This window comes from Brevundimonas sp. A19_0 (assembly GCF_017744255.1).
In the GTDB taxonomy this organism is placed as follows: domain Bacteria; phylum Pseudomonadota; class Alphaproteobacteria; order Caulobacterales; family Caulobacteraceae; genus Brevundimonas.
Genome location: NZ_JAGHQP010000003.1, coordinates 79493 through 95518 on the forward strand (window position 1 = coordinate 79493; position 16026 = coordinate 95518).

General features: G+C 65.1%; 14 protein-coding genes. 5 read left to right on the forward strand and 9 right to left on the reverse strand.

All coding sequences use genetic code 11. The features are described 5' to 3' along the window. Positions 1 to 8: 8 nt before the first annotated feature. Both J7346_RS04570 and J7346_RS04575 read left to right on the forward strand, forming a co-directional pair. Complete coding sequence (locus J7346_RS04570; RefSeq protein WP_209118234.1) at positions 9 to 3095, forward strand: efflux RND transporter permease subunit; 3087 nt, start codon at positions 9 to 11, stop codon at positions 3093 to 3095. A 9-nt stretch (positions 3096 to 3104) separates the two neighbouring features. After that, a complete protein-coding gene (locus J7346_RS04575; protein ID WP_209118236.1) occupies positions 3105 to 3452 on the forward strand; it encodes a DUF3147 family protein in 348 nt (115 codons plus the stop codon). A gap of 384 nt (positions 3453 to 3836) precedes the next feature. Here the strand turns inward: J7346_RS04575 and J7346_RS04580 are convergent, their stop codons facing one another. The 7 genes from J7346_RS04580 to J7346_RS04610 all read right to left on the reverse strand — a co-directional run bounded on the left by J7346_RS04580 (position 3837) and on the right by J7346_RS04610 (position 12426). Continuing rightward, positions 3837 to 4274, reverse strand: coding sequence for a hypothetical protein (locus J7346_RS04580; RefSeq protein ID WP_209118238.1), 438 nt, complete (start codon positions 4272 to 4274; stop codon positions 3837 to 3839). After that, positions 4271 to 4447 (reverse strand): hypothetical protein, encoded by a 177-nt coding sequence (locus tag J7346_RS04585; RefSeq protein WP_209118240.1) that lies wholly within the window; start codon positions 4445 to 4447, stop codon positions 4271 to 4273. The genes J7346_RS04580 and J7346_RS04585 overlap by 4 nt, the downstream gene beginning before the upstream one ends. A gap of 147 nt (positions 4448 to 4594) precedes the next feature. Further along, entirely contained in the window at positions 4595 to 5812 is a 1218-nt protein-coding gene (locus J7346_RS04590; RefSeq protein ID WP_209118242.1) for a hypothetical protein, read from the reverse strand. A gap of 47 nt (positions 5813 to 5859) precedes the next feature. Beyond that, entirely contained in the window at positions 5860 to 7464 is a 1605-nt protein-coding gene (locus tag J7346_RS04595; protein ID WP_209118244.1) for a hypothetical protein, read from the reverse strand. A gap of 356 nt (positions 7465 to 7820) precedes the next feature. Continuing rightward, the gene (locus J7346_RS04600) at positions 7821 to 8378 is read right to left on the reverse strand and encodes a recombinase family protein (protein WP_209118245.1); all 558 of its coding nucleotides are present in this window, start codon (positions 8376 to 8378) and stop codon (positions 7821 to 7823) included. Between the two features lie 167 nt (positions 8379 to 8545). Then, positions 8546 to 11215, reverse strand: coding sequence for an N-6 DNA methylase (locus J7346_RS04605; protein WP_209118247.1), 2670 nt, complete (start codon positions 11213 to 11215; stop codon positions 8546 to 8548). A gap of 221 nt (positions 11216 to 11436) precedes the next feature. Continuing rightward, the gene (locus J7346_RS04610; RefSeq protein ID WP_209118249.1) at positions 11437 to 12426 is read right to left on the reverse strand and encodes a fatty acid desaturase family protein; all 990 of its coding nucleotides are present in this window, start codon (positions 12424 to 12426) and stop codon (positions 11437 to 11439) included. A gap of 135 nt (positions 12427 to 12561) precedes the next feature. On the opposite strand from J7346_RS04610, the gene J7346_RS04615 reads away from it, so the two are divergent. The 3 genes from J7346_RS04615 to J7346_RS04625 are packed head-to-tail and all read left to right on the forward strand — an operon-like array spanning position 12562 to position 14105. Next, entirely contained in the window at positions 12562 to 12942 is a 381-nt protein-coding gene (locus J7346_RS04615; protein WP_209118251.1) for a hypothetical protein, read from the forward strand. Next, complete coding sequence (locus J7346_RS04620) at positions 12942 to 13139, forward strand: helix-turn-helix transcriptional regulator (protein WP_123287885.1); 198 nt, start codon at positions 12942 to 12944, stop codon at positions 13137 to 13139. Before J7346_RS04615 ends, J7346_RS04620 begins: the two co-directional genes overlap by 1 nt. 30 nt (positions 13140 to 13169) lie before the next feature. Next, on the forward strand, positions 13170 to 14105 hold the full coding sequence (locus J7346_RS04625) for an alpha/beta hydrolase (RefSeq protein ID WP_209118253.1): 936 nt from the start codon (positions 13170 to 13172) through the stop codon (positions 14103 to 14105). A gap of 9 nt (positions 14106 to 14114) precedes the next feature. Here the strand turns inward: J7346_RS04625 and J7346_RS04630 are convergent, their stop codons facing one another. Together J7346_RS04630 and J7346_RS04635 are read right to left on the reverse strand one after the other, a co-directional pair. After that, positions 14115 to 14975, reverse strand: a complete 861-nt coding sequence (locus J7346_RS04630; RefSeq protein ID WP_209118255.1) for a DUF3298 and DUF4163 domain-containing protein — start codon at positions 14973 to 14975, stop codon at positions 14115 to 14117. Positions 14976 to 15000: 25 nt separating this feature from the next. After that, on the reverse strand, positions 15001 to 16023 hold the full coding sequence (locus J7346_RS04635) for a UbiA family prenyltransferase (RefSeq protein ID WP_209118257.1): 1023 nt from the start codon (positions 16021 to 16023) through the stop codon (positions 15001 to 15003). Positions 16024 to 16026 lie beyond the last annotated feature (3 nt).

Genomic DNA, 16026 nt, shown 5'->3' on the forward strand with positions numbered 1-16026 from the left:
GGCCCGGCATGATCTCGCGCCTCGTTCACTGGTCGTTGGGCAATCGGCTGCTCGTCTATGCGGTCGCCGCCCTGCTGACGATCTGGGGGGCCTTCGTCACCCTCCGCACGCCCGTCGATGTGCTGCCCGACCTCACCGCTCCCACCGTGCAGGTCGTGGTGGACGCGCACGGCTACACTCCGACCGAAGTCGAGCAACTGGTCACCTTGCCTCTGGAGACGGCCCTCAACGGTGCGCCGGGGCTGCGCCGCATTCGCTCCAACTCGACGACCGGCCTGTCCGTTGTGACGCTGGAGTTCGACTGGAGCACCGACCCGACGGAGGCACGGCGTGTCGTCTCGGAGCGTCTTGGATCGGCGGCGGGCGGGCTGCCAGAGGACTTGCCGCCCCCGGTCATGGCTCCGGCCTCATCGGTCATGGGCGAGATCATGTTTGTGGCCCTGCGGTCCGAAACCCACTCGCCAACGGAGCTGAAGAGCGTCGCCGACTGGACGGTGCGCCGTCGCCTGCTGGCGGTGCCCGGGGTGGCGGAGGTCATGACCATCGGGGGCGACGAGCGACAGGTGCAGCTGGTCGTCGACGCGGGCCGCATGAGCGCGCGCGGCGTAGGCATCAACGATGTGGTCGAGGCGCTGAGCGCCGCCAGCGCCAACCGTTCAGCAGGCGTGGTCGTGCAGAACGGCCAGGAGCTTCTGGTCGAGGGCGTCGGGCGAGCGACCCATCCGGAAGACTTTGGCGACGTGGTGGTAGGCGAGCAGGGCGGCGTGCCGGTGCTGGCGCGCGACGTAGGGGACGTGCGCATTGGCGAGGGGCTGAAGCGCGGCACCGGCTCCTACAACGGTCAGCCCGCCGTCATCTTCGCCATCCAGAAACAACCGAACGCCAACACCCTCGCCCTCACCAAGGAGCTGGATCGGGTGTTCGCCGACCTCCAGCGCGCCCTTCCGCAGGGCATGAAGCTGGAGACGCAGGTCTTCCGTCAGGCCGACTTTGTGGAGCGCGCGGTCGACAACGTCATCAAGGCCCTGATCGAGGGGTTGGTGCTGGTCTCCATCATCGTCCTGGTCTTCCTCGCCTCGTGGCGGGCGACGCTTGTGACCCTGGCTGCGATCCCCGTGTCGGTGGTGGCGGCGCTGCTGGCGGTCAACGCCGTGGGCGGCACCATCAACACCATGACGCTCGGCGGCATCGCCATTGCGCTCGGGGTGCTGGTCGACGACGCCATCATCGTGGTGGAGAACATCGTCCGCAGACTTCGCATCGAACGTGAGAAGCCCGAGAGCGAGCGTCGCGGCACCCTGAAGATCGTCGGCGACGCCACGGTCGAGGTGCAAGGTTCAATCGTCTTCGCGACCCTGATCATCCTGCTCGTCTTCCTGCCTCTTTTTGGCCTGATCGGCATCGAAGGCAGGCTGCTTCAGCCGCTCGCGCTGGCGTATGGCGTCGCCTTGCTCGCCAGCCTTGCGGTGGCCCTGACGCTGACGCCGGTGTTGGGTCTGGATGTGCTGTCGCGGTCGGACAGGGCGCTGGGTCGCGAACCCAAATGGGTCCACCGGATGAAAGCCGCCTATGCGCATCGTCTGGTCGACCTGCTGCCCCGCTGGCGTCTGCTCGGCGCGATCTCCGTGGCGTTGGTGGTCGTCGCGGGCGTCGGTCTGGCGCTGTCGGGTCGCGCCTTCCTGCCCGAGTTCAACGAGGGCAGTCTGACGGTCAACGTCACGACACTGCCCGGCACGTCTCTCGAAGCCTCGGACGAAGCCGCCGCCCAGGTCGAGGCCGCGATGCTGGCCCAGCCGGAGATCATCACCACCGCCCGCCGAACGGGCCGCGCGCCCGGCGATCCCCATGCGCAGGAGGTCTTTGCGTCCGAGATCGAGGCCACGCTGAAGCCCGGAGGGCGCGACCGCGAGGCACTGCTCGACGGCCTGCGCGAGGCCGTGGGGGGCATCCCCGGCGTGCAGGCTATCTACGGCCAACCCATCTCGCACCGCATCGACCACATCCTGTCGGGAGCGCGGGCCAATATCGCCATCAAGGTCTTCGCGCCCGACAGCGCGACCTTGTCCCGTCTGGCGAACGAAGTGCAGTCGCGGGTCGCCGAAGTGCCCGGCGCGGTCGACGTGCAGACCGACACGCAGAGTCAGGTGCCCTACCTACGCCTTCGCTTCCGCCGCGCTGACCTCGCTCTGGCGGGACTGACGCCAAACGAGGCGGCGGACGCGGTCGCCACCGCCGTCGGCGGCGCGACGGTCGGCACGCTGCTGGAGCGCCCGGTCATCACCGAAGTGGTCGTCCGCTACGATCCCGCGACGCTGAACGATCCGCTCGGCATGGAAAGCCTGCTGCTCTCTGCCGACGACGGGCGCTTGATACCCCTGTCCGCCATCGCCGACGTTGTCCGCGATCAGGGACCGAACGCCATCTCGCGGGAAAGCGTGGAGCGGGTCCAGCTGGTTCTCGCCAACGTCTCGGGACGCGATCTCGGCGCAGTCGTCGCCGACATCCGCGAGGTTCTGGAGCCGATGGACCTGCCCGAGGGCGCACGCATCGAGTTGGGCGGTCAGTTCGAGAGCGCGGCTTCGGCCACGCGCACCCTATTGGCGTTGGGCCTGGTGGTGTTGATCGGCATGTTCCTGCTGCTGCGCCAGGCGTTCGGTTCGAGCCGCGACGCGGGGATCGTCATGCTCAACCTGCCCCTGGCGCTGGTCGGCGGGGTGGTGGGGCTGTGGTTGATCGGCGGTGTGCTTTCTGTCGCCACCATTATCGGCTTCATCACCCTGTTCGGCATCGCCACCCGCAATGGCGTCATGCTGATCAGCCACATCAAGCATCTGCGCGAGGTGGAGGGCGTGAGCGATCTTGAGCAGGCCGTCCGTCAGGCGGCGGAGGAGCGGCTGGTGCCCATCCTCATGACCGCCGTCGCCGCCGGACTGGCGCTCGTTCCCCTGGCCCTGGCGATGGGCCAGCCGGGCAGCGAGATCCAGGCTCCGATGGCCGTGGTCATCCTGTGCGGCCTCGCCACCTCGACGGTCCTGAACATGATCGTCCTTCCCGCGATTTATCTGGAAGCGGTCCGGAGAACCCGGCTCGCTTAGGAGGCGACCATGCTCTACCTGCTTACCAAGGCGGCGATCTCCGGTGTGCTGATCGCGGTCGCGTCGGAGGTTGCCCGCCGTTGGCCGGGCTGGGGAGCGCTGATCGCCTCCCTGCCCCTGGTCTCCATCCTCGGCATGATGTGGCTCTGGCGGGACACCCGCGATCCAGTCCGCATGGCGAGCCATGCTGAGGCGACTTTCTGGTTCGTCCTGCCCAGCCTGCCAATGTTCCTGCTGGTGCCATGGCTCATACGGCGGGGAGTAGCATTCTGGCCGGCTCTGCTGGCGGGGTGTGTTCTCACCGTTGCGATGTACGTAGTGACGGCCGCTTTGCTGTCTCGGTTAGCGAGGCTCTAGCAAGTCGGTCCAGTCGATCTAGCCCCACTGCACCGAGCGTCATCGAACGTCGGACCTCGCCGACAGCCGCTAAGAGTGAGACCTGCACATTCGGCGGCTGATCGGCGCCTTGCCTCGAAGCGGACATCGCCAACCGCCGCAAAGAGTCAGGAACGGAAATGGAAGATAGCTTGGGGATGAGTGACAGCGTTCTTGTCGGTGTTCGTTCTGAGTTTTCATCAAGCGGTTCTGTCTGGCTGGTCTGCCGCTTCGTGTCGTCCGCTCTGTCCATGGCTTAACCACTGCGGACCTGGGAGACCAGTTCGCAGCGGGCGGTTAAGCGGCTGACCGGCTACCGACGCGTCGCGAAGTGTAGCTTGATGGATCAGCCTATGGCGATGGCGTCTAAGACGTCAGGAGCAGGTCACAAGTCCCCGGCGTGATGGCCTTTGAAATGTATCGGCCCCAGCCGGCCGCGTCGTACGCGTCTCTTACCTTGACCGACCCGGTGGGGACCATGCTTTTCCAGATGCCCCCTACAGCCGCCGCAATCTGATCGACGAACTCGGGCGCGCAGCTGAGGGCTAAGTGAATATGTAGGTTCGTGTCGACGTGCTCGATCACCGCCAGGTAGATCGACCGGTCGTCCACGCGTTTGGCCCACAACCGACCAAGGACCAACCGGTCCAGACGCGCATGCAGGTGCTTCAGGTCTTGGGCGGCACCTGCCGGTGTGGTGTCACGATTGAACGCCAGCGTGATCGCCAGGGCCGGTTTTAGTTGCGCCACAAGGTCGGTGATGGAGGCCCTGTAAGCGACGGTTGTAACGGCTGGCGGGATCATTGCGCGCCACCATTCAGAGCGTTCTGCCAAGCGGCGATTTCAGCAGCCGTGTAGATCCGCACGGGCTCGCGTTTGATGTGCGACCAGCACTCCTTCTTGGCTGGGGGGGGCGCGAAGGCGGCCTCTCGGGCGCGCCCTGCATGCTTGTTTCGTTGCCAGTCCATCTTCGCCATCTGCACCTCCAGAGGAAAACCGAAGAGGCCGACCGGGTGAAGCCAGCCCCTTCGATCTATTTATCCTCGGGACCGAAGTCAGCGGTTCGGGCATGGGCGCAGAGTATCGGCGCGGCCTATCCTCCGACATCGGGCTCGGCGGTTCAGCTACGAGCGTTCGCCGTTCTTCTCGTCCTCCAGCGGGTCCAACGCCACACCGGTCAGCCGCTTTGAAGCGTCCAAGGGGTTCGGCCAGGTCAGGAATTTGTCGATAACCATGAGGCGCTGGAGAAGGTCCACAGGACGTCCGTCTCCCGAGAGCATGGCCATATCGGCAATTCGTCCCGCCTCCTCCATCAAACGTAGCTGCTGTTCGATGTTGTGGTGGACGAGCAGGTGAGAGCCCACGCCGTCGAGGGCGTACTGAGCGCCGGACCTCGCAGGACCAAGGATGTCGCGGACGACGCTGCGTTGACCCACAAGCGTTGCACCGGGCAGGGGCAGCGCCGATCTGACGTAGTCCGGGGACATAGGCATCTTCACGGTTTGGGCCGCAAATTTCGCCGCGTTCATTCCGACGATGATCCGACCGTGTTTGACGTGATGGCTGGGCGTGGCGGTGTCGAAGGTGACCTCGATTTCGAATCCGGCGTCGCGAAGTACGCGCTTGATCTGAGTGAGCTGGACGGCCCGAGACAGGCTGCTGGTCCCGAGGACGTGTATGTGGCCGAACCGGCCGCCGAGGTTCCCCTCCTTCGTCATCAGGGCGAGAAGGCGGAGCATAGTGGGAAGTTCGCGCGCACCCCCGCCGAACGCCCACCCCTCAAACGGATACGTCTTCACGGCGTCGTACCAGGCGCGGCACTCCTTCCAGTCGCGGCCCTGTAGGACGTTCAGGAATCGGATCTTCCCCGGCGTCCTCTCGGCAGCCATGACCGCCAAGTTCGCTAGCGTGTCGTTCAGGCAGGACTGGAATGTGGGCCACGTCTCGGTGCCGATCGCCCGAGTGGGAATGTCCACCGTCATTGCTAGATCGGAGTTGGCTTCCAACCAGCCGAGCGCTTTCAGGACGGTCGGCCGGCCTTCATACAGGCCGGGCTTGCTGATGAACTGGAAGCCTCCGCTGTCACCGATGATCGTTGTGGCCGACCGGTCACGCGTCGCGAGGATGCCGGGCGCGGGGGCTCCCACAGTTCTGATGAACTGGCCGTAGCTGACCAAGGCGAAGGGCGTGAAAACCGCAGAGCGCGGCTGGAGGATGTCGAGTTCCGCGCTGGTTAAACCAGCGGGCAAAGGCCGAGAGCGCGGTCCCGGGCCGTTGATGAAGGCGAGTTGAAGGGCAGGCGCGTATTGCGCCCGATCAGGGTTCAGGATCAGGTTCGTCATGGTCTGCTGGCGGGACGGCGACTTGCGCCGCCGTCCGTCGCCTTCTCCTAGGCCGAGGTCTTGTCGTAGCGTTGGAAGAGATCGGCGTGGTCTCGCGTCGTGTCGGCGAGGACACTCGCGATGTAGACCCGATGGGTCGCGCCCCGGCCGGTCCACGAGACGCAAACCACCCCCCGCTTGTCGCCGGATATGCCGACCTGGTCGTCGGCGGTCCCAGCGACCGCTGCCGTCAGTGTGGCCTGGAGGTCCTTCATCGGAACTGACAGGCGCAGGTCGTCCGTTGCTCCGCCGTCCAGCAGTGCGTCGTACTGGAGGGTAGAAGCCTTACCTGCCTTGAGCAGGACGTTGCCTTCCTTCATCCGGACATCGACGGCATCCGCCTGGCGGGCCGCTTTGTTGTCGAGGATTTCGGACCTCAGTCGGGCCAGTACGTCGCCACGAATTGAGCGTACGCCGACATCTCGGTAGGTGTCGCTCAGACGGTGGGCGAACGGGTTGCGTTCCGGATTACTCCCCCAGTCGCCGGCCGGGATGAGGCCGATTTTGGCCGGTTTACCGCTCCGGGCGCGCTTGAAGGTCAAGGCGTTCAGCTTCGCGTCTTTCTGAACCCCATCGAACGTGAAGTGCTGGCGCAGATTCTCAGGTGCCACATCGGCCTCGAACCTCGCGCGGGCTGGCGGGTGGAAGATGTACGGACCTGAAGGGAGCGTCGCGCCGTCAGAGAGGGCCGTCACGACCAGCATCTCCGGAGCACTCATGTGGCTGAGACTGGTGGTCAGCCGGTCTCCCCGCAGCTTCGTTGTACGACCCGAGATGCGCATGGGAGTCGCTTCGGTAATCGTCTCCACCTGTGAATCTACCGGCAGTAGGCTGGGCCGGTTGGGCAACAGAGCTTTGGTCAGGAGAAGGTGCTCGCTGATGCCGTTGAGGATCTGGTCCAACTCGTCGAGGTTGGGAGGCGGCAGCATCGCGCTCAGCGCGCTCAAGCTGACTGGAATCTCCCTCGCGACGTGGCAGCCGTTCTCATCCGGGTAGCCCACCAGCAGGAACGGTTGGCCGGGCTTGCTGGGACGGAAGTTGGAAAGCGTTCCGACAGTCCCGAGGCCGCGAACCTTTTCGAGAAGGTCCAGCTGCGCCTCGCGCTCGGTGGACTCATCTACGCCGGTGAGGTCCGCTTCGGAGAGGCCCTCCGACGCCTTCCTGCCCTTAGTCTCATCCGACAGGGCTTTCCGGACGGCCGCCTGGAACGGACTGCCGAACTTGGCCTCGAGCTCCGCAACGCTCATGTCCGCGAGCGCAGGGAGGCCGCCCGCAAGATATATGGACGCGCGGATGATGCCCGCGAGGCTTTGCAGCTGGTCGTTTCGGGCGGACTTGTCGTCTTCCGAAAATGCATTCCAGTTCGTGCCCGTCAGCCCCGCCATAAGCCAGCGACCCGGCCAGCCCGTGGTGTTCGGTTTTGCGCCACACTTGGCGCTGGCGTCGCGTAGTTCGCGGCTGTCGTGGCCCCCGAGCGCCGCGTAGGTGATCGCCGCTTCGAGGTACAGCTTCTGGCGGGCGCGGTCGGTTAGAAGCTGGCTCGCCATGTCAGCAGACAGCCGCTGGCGAATGTCGGCAAGACGTGCTGCCGAGGTGGTGACGATATTCGTCATGTCGTGGTCTCCGATCAACGGGATCGGGGCAGCCAGTATGGTGCGGAAAACCGAACCCGTTGGCGGACGTGCGGGGCGTCGATCCACCGCATTACCCAACGCGCACGAGGCGCGACGTCCATGGTCCCGGAGCGGGACGACCTGAAATCAGGTTGCGGCCTTCTAATCGCGGCGAAGTAACGAGTCAACGAGAATCGCCACCTTCGCCAGATTTTCGCCAGACGTTCTTAAATCTGTCACAATCAAATACTGGTTAGTTCGGTCCGTCCTCGTGCCGCTGGTTAAACCAGCCCGCGCAGCAGACGAGGTGACTTCCGAATGCCAGTAGATGCCCTACAGCCGGAGCCGTTGACCGGTCATGGAGCGCCTTTGGTGTCCTTCAGTTCGCGATAGACGGTCATCCGTGAGATGCCGAGCGTGCGAGCGACTTCGGTCGGACCAATGCCGCGAGCCGAGAGCGCCCGTATCGTCGAGGGATCGACGGTTTTGCGTCGGCCCTTATAGATCCCGCGCTTCTTTGCGGCGGCTATCCCGGCCCGCTGTCGCTCTTTTATGAAGGACCGTTCAAGTTCCGCGACCATTCCCAAGGTCGTGATTACGATACGGCCGAGGTCTCCACCGGTGCTAATCTCGGGATCAAGCACGCGTAGGCTGGCCCCCTTGGCTTCCAACTCGGCGACGATGTTCAGGGTGTCCCGCGTCGATCTGGCGAGGCGGTCGAGCCTGACGACCACCAACTCATCCCCTTCGCGAATGAAGTCGAGGATCGCTCCGAGTTCGCCGCGTCCCTCCCGAGCGGCACCGCTTACCTTCTCCGCGCGAATGGGCGCGCAACCATCTCGGGCGAGCCGGTCGATCTGCAGTTGGTAGTCCTGTCCCGCGCTGCTGACCCTCGCGTATCCGATCCTCGCCATCGTCCCTCCCGGTGTAACATTCGGGTGGACTCTATTGCCGCCTGTCACACCGGGCGACCTGGAAGGCATATGTGACGCGGAACCGGGCGCCGCGACGTAACAGCCGGCCGTCACGGACGGGTGTAGCCAACGTTACGCCGACGCAATGCGTGCCTTTCGCTCAGGAACTACGCGACCCGAGCACTCTCACTCCATTCCCCGACCTCGGCGAGCTTCGAGCGGGTGTCCTCGAAACGTGTCACGGCGGCAGCGATCTTCCTTTGCTGGTCGATGTCGAAGGTGCCTTCGGCCGTTACCGGCACTTTGATTCGGAGTTCCTTGACTCTCCCAACGAACAACTTGGCTTCGTACAGGAAACCCCCGGCCGCTACTGCGGAGCGAAGTTCGACAGCCACGTAACCGACATCGAGCGCAGGGTGTCGAACATCGATGACGATGACGTCGTCAGTTACGGCGCAAACCTCGTCGCGGACGTAGACTTTACCCACTGAGGCTCCGTTCGCGTTGACGGTCACGATCGGCGCACTTTCGATCGTCATGCCGATGCCTTCCAACCATTCGCGGTCGGCCGATCCCTTGGTTTCACCTGCCGTTTTGAAGCAGCTGTAGATGGGGACGTCCCCCGGGTGTTCGCGCACGTCAGCTGTTCGGACGCGCGTACCTGATCTCACATTGAACAACGCAGTGTCGTTTAGTGTGACCTCAACGGTCGGTCCGTGAGTAAGGTCGTCCAGTTCGGTGCGTGCGGAAGTCAGCTCCTCTGCGATTTCTTCGATGCGCGCCTGCGCCTCTGTCACGAACTCCCCACGAGAGATGGCCCCATCCCGAACGCCCAGTTCGACCAGTTCCGCGTCTGACCAAAAGCGGGTGACGTCCCAGCGGTCGCGCGATCCGAACTGGTCAGCGGGGACGCTGCGAATGAACGGGAATTCCTCGGTCGCCGACGGGTCGCCTTCGCTCGCCTTCACGAAAGCTGTTGCGATGGCGTCGAGATCGTTATCGTCAGGAGTCGGGATCCGGCGCCAGTCAAGTGTTTCGCCGATGGATCGAGCAATGGCGCAGATGACGGGCGGTCGCGCTTCGACCTTTGTCCTCCGCTTCTCAAGGACGAGGATCGCGGTCTTCTGTGCCGTGTTGAAAAAGGTGTTTCGGGGCAGCTGGATCGAGGCCAGCAGGTTGCACTCCTTGAGCAACTCCTCCTTCATCTTCGGGTCAGTACGGTTGAGCATTCCGAGAGGCACCACAGCGAACGCGCGGCCGCCGGGCCTCAGAGCACCCGACATGTAGCGCATAAACAGCGCCTCTACTCCCAACCCGCCGCTGTTGTAGTAGTCGCGCAGGTTCAGTCCGTTGCGAGAGCCCTGAAGGTCCTCGATCTCGCGCTTGTAGATCGCGCTGCCTTGGGTGACGTACGGGGGGTTGGTCAGGATAACGTCGACGGTATCTCGCGGCGGGTTCTCTAGAGAGCCGAGAGTCTCGTTTCCGTTCATCAAGACGAAGGTTTCCGCCATCGCCGTGTTGATCCCGGCAATCGTGACGTCAGGGTCGCGCAGCGCTTCCGCCAGGTGGATCAGCATGTTCGATTTGGCGAGCATGTGGAGCCCGGGATCGACATCGATGCCAATCGCTCGAACCCGTCGGTTCGGACGCCCTCCGACAAACCGAATGTTACCGGGAAGACTCTCTTCGAGAAGAAGCGGCTCGAGGATAAAGCCTCCGACCCCTGCAGCAGGGTCAAGCAGGACCGCGCCGTCCCTAAGCTTGTCCAACTGGGCCATCCGGACCATGGGCCGGACGACGTTTCGGGGCGTGAAGAACTGCCCGAGGCGCTGCTGGCGCGCCGAACGCCGAAGGAACGTCTCGTAAAGCCGCTCCTTAAATTCGGGATCGATTTCCGTCAGAGGACCAAAGCGCTCGAAGGCCTCTAGGATCTCAAGGAACGTGCGATTGTGGCCGGACAGGGTTCCCTGCCCGCGGAAGAACGCGTTCTGATCCACGATCGAAGTCGGAGACGTTATCGCCGGAAGGCCGAACAGGCTCGCCGTCGCAGAATCCTCGGCGGCTACTCCGGCCGGGAACAACTCGATGATCTTTGGGCGAATTGTCCGAAAGTAGTACTCGATCGCGGTTATGCCGTGTTCGCGCATGAACTCGGCGGGATCCTTCAGAAGGTTGTGAAACCGGTAGGCTTCCGGGAGGACTGCGCGGGAGAGATTGTCGGACAGGAATTTGTGAGTGAAAATCTCGGTGAAGGTGAGCAGGCACTCCTTCGGCTCCGCCTTCGTCGCGTGCCAGATGCTCTGCCATACGGCTTCGGCCAGCGGCTTAGGGTCTTTTGACACTCCCGCGTCACCGGCCAAGAGGTTTTGAAGAACGGCGGGGTTGAAGTCGCGATTTTCGTCGAAGTAGCGCAGAACCCCTCGGTTGGTCGTCTCCTGCACGTCGATGTACCGGTCGCTCGACCCGTCCGAAGTGATCGCCACATGAACCCCAAGCGCGGCGGCCGCGAAGTAGGCCTGTTCGTCGGCCCTTAGTAGGTCGGCCTCGCTCTTGAACTTTTTGGGGGCTTTGTTCTCTCCAGTCGCAACAGCGCGCAGCCGGTCGCCGTCCCGCCGAAGGTAGACCCGGTCCGGCCGCGCATTCCCAGGCCGCTTCGGCGGCTTGTAGGCGGAGAAGGGATAATCCACCGAGAGGGGAACGGTCGCTTCGACTCCCGCCAAAACCAGCTGATCCACGGTCGTGGCCCCGACGTTCAGCATCTCGAACTGGCCGAACCGCTCGCCCTTCAGGCTGCCAGACGCGACATAGCCGCGCTGGATCAGTTCTTCGTTTGCCAAGGCCTGCAACCCGCTTGTTCATTACCGACAGCGGTGTCGTTACCATCCGACGATCGCGTCGGCCAGCGAAATTTACGGTCATGCTGCTCCTCCTCAGAGCAGCGCCTAACGCCGTCCTGGGAGAAGGGCGACCGAAGATCTGCTTCTTCTCGATGTCGTTAGGGACAACACGTTGAGCAGCTGACGCTCTGGACTCTCGACCAATCTCTAGGCTTTCGGCGTCAGTCCCGCTTTCTACTCGCCTCGCGAAGCACCGAAAGATAGCTCGGCGCGATCTCCATCCGATGCAACAAACCCATCCCGTCGAGCTTCTTGTGCAGCGCCGGTAGTTTGTAGCTGTTGACCCACATGAACAGGTGATGTTCGGCATGGAAATTGACCCAGTAGGGGGCGATGAAGGCCCGCTCCAGCCAGTTGGCGCGGGTGGTGCGCGCGGCGCGGAAGGCATCCTCGGCCGAGCCCTCGACACAGGCATGTTCGGCGATGTTGCGGATGCGGGTGACCATCGGAAACCAGGTCGCCATCGGCAGCAGCCACAGGGCGAAATACGCCCACCAGACCCCGGCCAGGCTGAACACCGCCAGCAGGCCCGCATTGACCAGCAGGAACGGCAGGATCGACCGGCCGGTCACCAGCGCCTCATACGCATGGTCATCGGTGGGCCTTTTAGGGGCGCTATCGCTCGGCTCGCAGAGCGTCGCTGCCTGAGCGCGCGATTGTTTCAGCGCCGCTAACGGCAGCAGCACCCTCTGCTTGAAAAAGGTCTGGCCGGCCAGGTCGCGGATCAGCTTGCGGCGCAGCGAGGCGGGGCTGACGGGGAAGGGGGCCGACAGGATCAGGTCGGGGTCCTCGGCCTGTTGGGCAAACCGGTGGTGCGACAGATGATAGGGGCGATAGTTGCCCAGCGACGCGCCGACCGGCACGGCGCACAGCCAGTGGCCGAGAAAGTCGTTGAGCTTCAGATTGCGCGACAGGGCCCCGTGCGCCGCCTCGTGCATCAGGATGGCAAGTCCCAGCTGGCGCGTGCCGATGATCATGACGCTGAGCGGGATCAGCCAGGGGATCCATATTCCGAGCGCCACCGCCAAAGCGATCACACCCCAGCAATGCAGCACCAGCAGCGGCCCGGCCACGGCACTGCGCGACTGGAACGGCGCCCACTCTTCGGGCGCGAACAACTGGCCGGGAGCAATGCGGGGCGCGGCGGGCATGGGACCAGTCTAGCGTCCTTTTGCGCTACGGACAAAAGGCCCGGCAGCTAGTCAGGCTATCCTGACGAAAAGTCAGGTTGACATGACACGCAAGTGATGTAAGGTCGTCCTTACATTCAGTCAGGAGGACGTGACATGACATCCGCTGCCAAGGCCTACACCTTTCGAACCGTATTCTTCATGCTGGGCTATGTCGTCGCTCTTGTGCTGGCCGTGAGCGGCGCGCTGGACACCGTCGGTGGCGTCAGTGGCTGGGTCCTTGCGGCGGCCGTCGCGGCACCGGTGGCCGGACAGATCTGGGCGACCCTGGCCTTCATCCGCGACAGCGACGAGTTCGTCGCCGGGATCACGGCCAAGCGCTTCATCCTCGCCGCCGGCATGACCTTCGCCCTCAGCGTCTTCTGGGGCTTCGCCGAGAAGTTCGCCGAGGCGCCGCACGTCGAGGGCTGGTGGGTCTATGTGGTGTTCTGGGGGCTGATGGGCTTCATGCCGATGTTCATCCGGAGCAGCCGCTGATGAAAAACCGCCTCAAACTGCTGCGCGTCGAGCGCGGCTGGACCCAGGAACAGCTGGGCCAGGAACTGGGGGTCTCGCGCCAGGCCGTGAACGCCCTCGAGACCGAGAAGCACGACCCCTCGCTCGACCTCGCCTATCGCATCGCCGTGGTGTTCGACCGCCCGGTGGAAGACATCTTCGAAAACCCGCACGCCTGATCCGTCAGGCCCACTCCAAGGACATTTCCCATGCTGCATCTCCGCCACTTCGTGGGGCGCCGGATCCTGCGCGCCCTGTTCCTCGCCTCGGCCCTGTTGCTGGCCGGGGGCATCGTCAGCCTGATCGTGCCGCGTATGGCCTTCGCCCAGACGGCTCCGGCCTTCACCTCCGACCGTCTGTCGGTCGAGGTGCTGGGCGCCGGGCCCGACGTCATCTTCATCCCCGGGTACGCCTCCTCGCGCGAGGTCTGGCGGGCCGAGGCCGAGCGCCTGTCCGCCACCCACCGGGTGCATATGGTCCAGCTGGCCGGTTTCGCCGGTGAGCCGTGGGTCCATGGCGACGGCCCCTTCGTCCAGCCGGTGATCGACGCGCTGGCCCGCTATATCACCGAGACGGGCCTGCGATCGCCCGCGGTCATCGGTCACTCCATGGGCGGCATGAGCGCCCTCATGCTGGCCCAGCAGTACCCCGCCCGCGTCGGCAAGGTGATGAGCGTCGACAGCCTGCCCTTCTTCTCGGCCCTGTTCGGCCCGCAGGTGACGGTCGATACGGCGCGCCCCTTCGCCGAACAGGCCGCCGCCGCCACCCTTTCGGCCGATGACGCCAGCTTCCGCGCGGGCCAGCAACAAGGCGCCGCCGGCTATGCCAACGATCCGGTGACCCAGGCCGCCATGGTTGTCTGGAGCATGGATTCGGATCGTCAGGCGCTGGCCAGCGCGATCAGGGAGGTCATGCTGACCGACCTGCGTCCGGGTCTGGCCGATATGACCACGCCGGTCTGGGCCGTCTATGCCGCGGATGCGAACGGCGGCGCCCCGCCCGCCATGGCCGATGCCCTGTGGCACCGCGAATATGCCACCCTGCCGGGCGTCACCCTGATCCGGGTCGATGACAGCCGCCACTTCATCATGGCGGACCAGCCCGAGCGGTTCAGTGCGATCATCGACCGCTTCCTCGCGGACTAGGCGGCGGGGTCAGCGCGGCGTGACGTCCCCCGTCCGCCGCGGCTGGCCGGCAAACTCCGACACATAGGTCGGGGAAATCTGGCTTCTGAAGGCGTTCTGCGGGATGGCGATCTCGTAGGCGCCTTCGACATAGGGGCCGACCTGATACGGGCCGATCAGGAAGATCAGCCCCCCGGCCTTGCCCGGTTGATCGCCCGGGGCCAGCACGAAGGCGGTGTTGCGCGCCCGGGGGCAGGCCCAGCCGTCGCGCGCCGTCAGCGTCACGGTGCGGGCGTCGGGCACCCGCTGGCGTCGGGCGGCGTTGATGGCGGTGCACAGGGCCTGGTCCAGCGCCGTCAGATCGGCGTCCTTGCGAAACAGTTCGGCAGCCCCGATCAGCCGCCTGGCCGAACGATCCCAGAGCAGGCCGGTCGACAGGGTGTTGGGGTGGGCCCCGCCGGAATAGTCAAAGTCGACCCGCTTCAGGCTGAACAGCCGCTCGGTCTGGCCGGCCATTGTCAGGGTCACGGTCTTCTCGAAGGCCGGCATGCCCTCGTCGCCCTCGGCCTCGGTGCGGGCGGCCAGCGCCCCCTCCTCGAACTGGCGGAGGCTCCGGACCTCCTCGGCATAGAGGCGGGCATGCAGGTCCGGCTCGGCCTTGATCCCCTCGGGCAGGGTCAGGGACACGGTGGCGTGCGGCGTCTTGTCGGCAAAGGTCAGATTGGACGGGGAGGCCGCCGGTGTCTCCATGCCCGCCGCCGGGGCTTCGGCGGTGGCCTCGGCGGGGGCGGGCTCTTCCCGGTCGCGATTGCAGGCGGCGAGCGCCAGCGGCAGGGCCAGTCCCAGCGCCATCATCGGCAGGCGCAGGCTGTGGGTCGGGGAGGGACGCATGGAAAACTCCTGTGTTCGCGCCACTCTAGCCCCCGATCGGGACCGCCCCAAGGCCAAGCGCAATCAACAACAGCACACCCGCATCCCTATTGGATTTGAACAGGCGAAGCGCGCCCTGCGGGTCGTCGGCGCGGACCTTTCGCACCTGCCAGGCCAGATGCGCGCCCCAGGCCAGCCAGCCGATCCAGAACAGCGGCGACAGACCCCCGACGAGGGCCGCGCCCGCCGCAAGGATCGCCGCGATCAGGTAGAAGAAGGCCACGCCATCGCGGACCTTTCCGCCCAGCCGCCGGGCCGACGACTTCACCCCCGCCAGCGCATCGTCCTCGATGTCCTGAAGCGCGTAGATGGTGTCATAGCCCAGCGTCCAGAACACTCCGCCGAGGTAGAGCAGCAGGGCGGTTGCCGTCAGGGCTTCGCCGCTGCCCGCTGCGACGCCGTATGTAGTCCACTGCCCCGAGGCGACCATGGCCTCGCCCACGGCGCACAGGATGAAGGGGGCGGCGCTCGCGGCCGCCGCAAAGCCCATCAGCGCGCCCCAGTTGAAGGTCAGGCCCAGCCAGGCCTGGGGCCACCAGGTGATGCGCTTCATGAAGGGATAGGCCGCGACCAGCGCCAGCGAGGCCACACCCAGCAGCACCGCCGGCAGGCCCAGCGTCAGCAGGATCAGAAAGCTGATCAGGCAGCAGCCGATGACAAAGGCCCAGGCCCCCTTCACCGATATCTGGCCCGAGGCGACCGGACGCGCCGCAGTCCGCGCCACCTTCGCATCGATGTCGCGGTCGACGATGTCGTTGAAGGCACAGCCCGCCGCCCGCATCAGACAGGCCCCCACCGCGAACGCCACCACCAGCCATGCGAGGATCAGCGGCGGCGCATCCGGCTCCAGCGAGCCGACCGCCAGCGCGATCCCCTGCCAGCCGGGCAGCAGCAGCAGCCAGATGCCGACGGGCCGGTCGAACCGCCCCAGCTTCAGCCACGGCTTCAGCCCCTCGGGCGCATGGCGATCGACCCAGTTCTGGCCGGCGTCGGGAAGGGGAGCGGTCATGTC

What these genes read in the sequence shown, in the direction of transcription:
- J7346_RS04625 (WP_209118253.1), top strand. Translation starts at nt 13,170, where the DNA reads ATGCTGCATCTCCGCCACTTCGTGGGGCGCCGGATCCTGCGCGCCCTG.
- J7346_RS04585 (WP_209118240.1), bottom strand. Translation starts at nt 4,447, where the DNA reads ATGGCGAAGATGGACTGGCAACGAAACAAGCATGCAGGGCGCGCCCGA.
- J7346_RS04610 (WP_209118249.1), bottom strand. Translation starts at nt 12,426, where the DNA reads ATGCCCGCCGCGCCCCGCATTGCTCCCGGCCAGTTGTTCGCGCCCGAA.
- J7346_RS04615 (WP_209118251.1), top strand. Translation starts at nt 12,562, where the DNA reads ATGACATCCGCTGCCAAGGCCTACACCTTTCGAACCGTATTCTTCATG.
- J7346_RS04575 (WP_209118236.1), top strand. Translation starts at nt 3,105, where the DNA reads ATGCTCTACCTGCTTACCAAGGCGGCGATCTCCGGTGTGCTGATCGCG.
- J7346_RS04620 (WP_123287885.1), top strand. Translation starts at nt 12,942, where the DNA reads ATGAAAAACCGCCTCAAACTGCTGCGCGTCGAGCGCGGCTGGACCCAG.
- J7346_RS04590 (WP_209118242.1), bottom strand. Translation starts at nt 5,812, where the DNA reads ATGACGAACCTGATCCTGAACCCTGATCGGGCGCAATACGCGCCTGCC.
- J7346_RS04600 (WP_209118245.1), bottom strand. Translation starts at nt 8,378, where the DNA reads ATGGCGAGGATCGGATACGCGAGGGTCAGCAGCGCGGGACAGGACTAC.
- J7346_RS04580 (WP_209118238.1), bottom strand. Translation starts at nt 4,274, where the DNA reads ATGATCCCGCCAGCCGTTACAACCGTCGCTTACAGGGCCTCCATCACC.
- J7346_RS04570 (WP_209118234.1), top strand. Translation starts at nt 9, where the DNA reads ATGATCTCGCGCCTCGTTCACTGGTCGTTGGGCAATCGGCTGCTCGTC.
- J7346_RS04630 (WP_209118255.1), bottom strand. Translation starts at nt 14,975, where the DNA reads ATGCGTCCCTCCCCGACCCACAGCCTGCGCCTGCCGATGATGGCGCTG.
- J7346_RS04595 (WP_209118244.1), bottom strand. Translation starts at nt 7,464, where the DNA reads ATGACGAATATCGTCACCACCTCGGCAGCACGTCTTGCCGACATTCGC.
- J7346_RS04635 (WP_209118257.1), bottom strand. Translation starts at nt 16,023, where the DNA reads ATGACCGCTCCCCTTCCCGACGCCGGCCAGAACTGGGTCGATCGCCAT.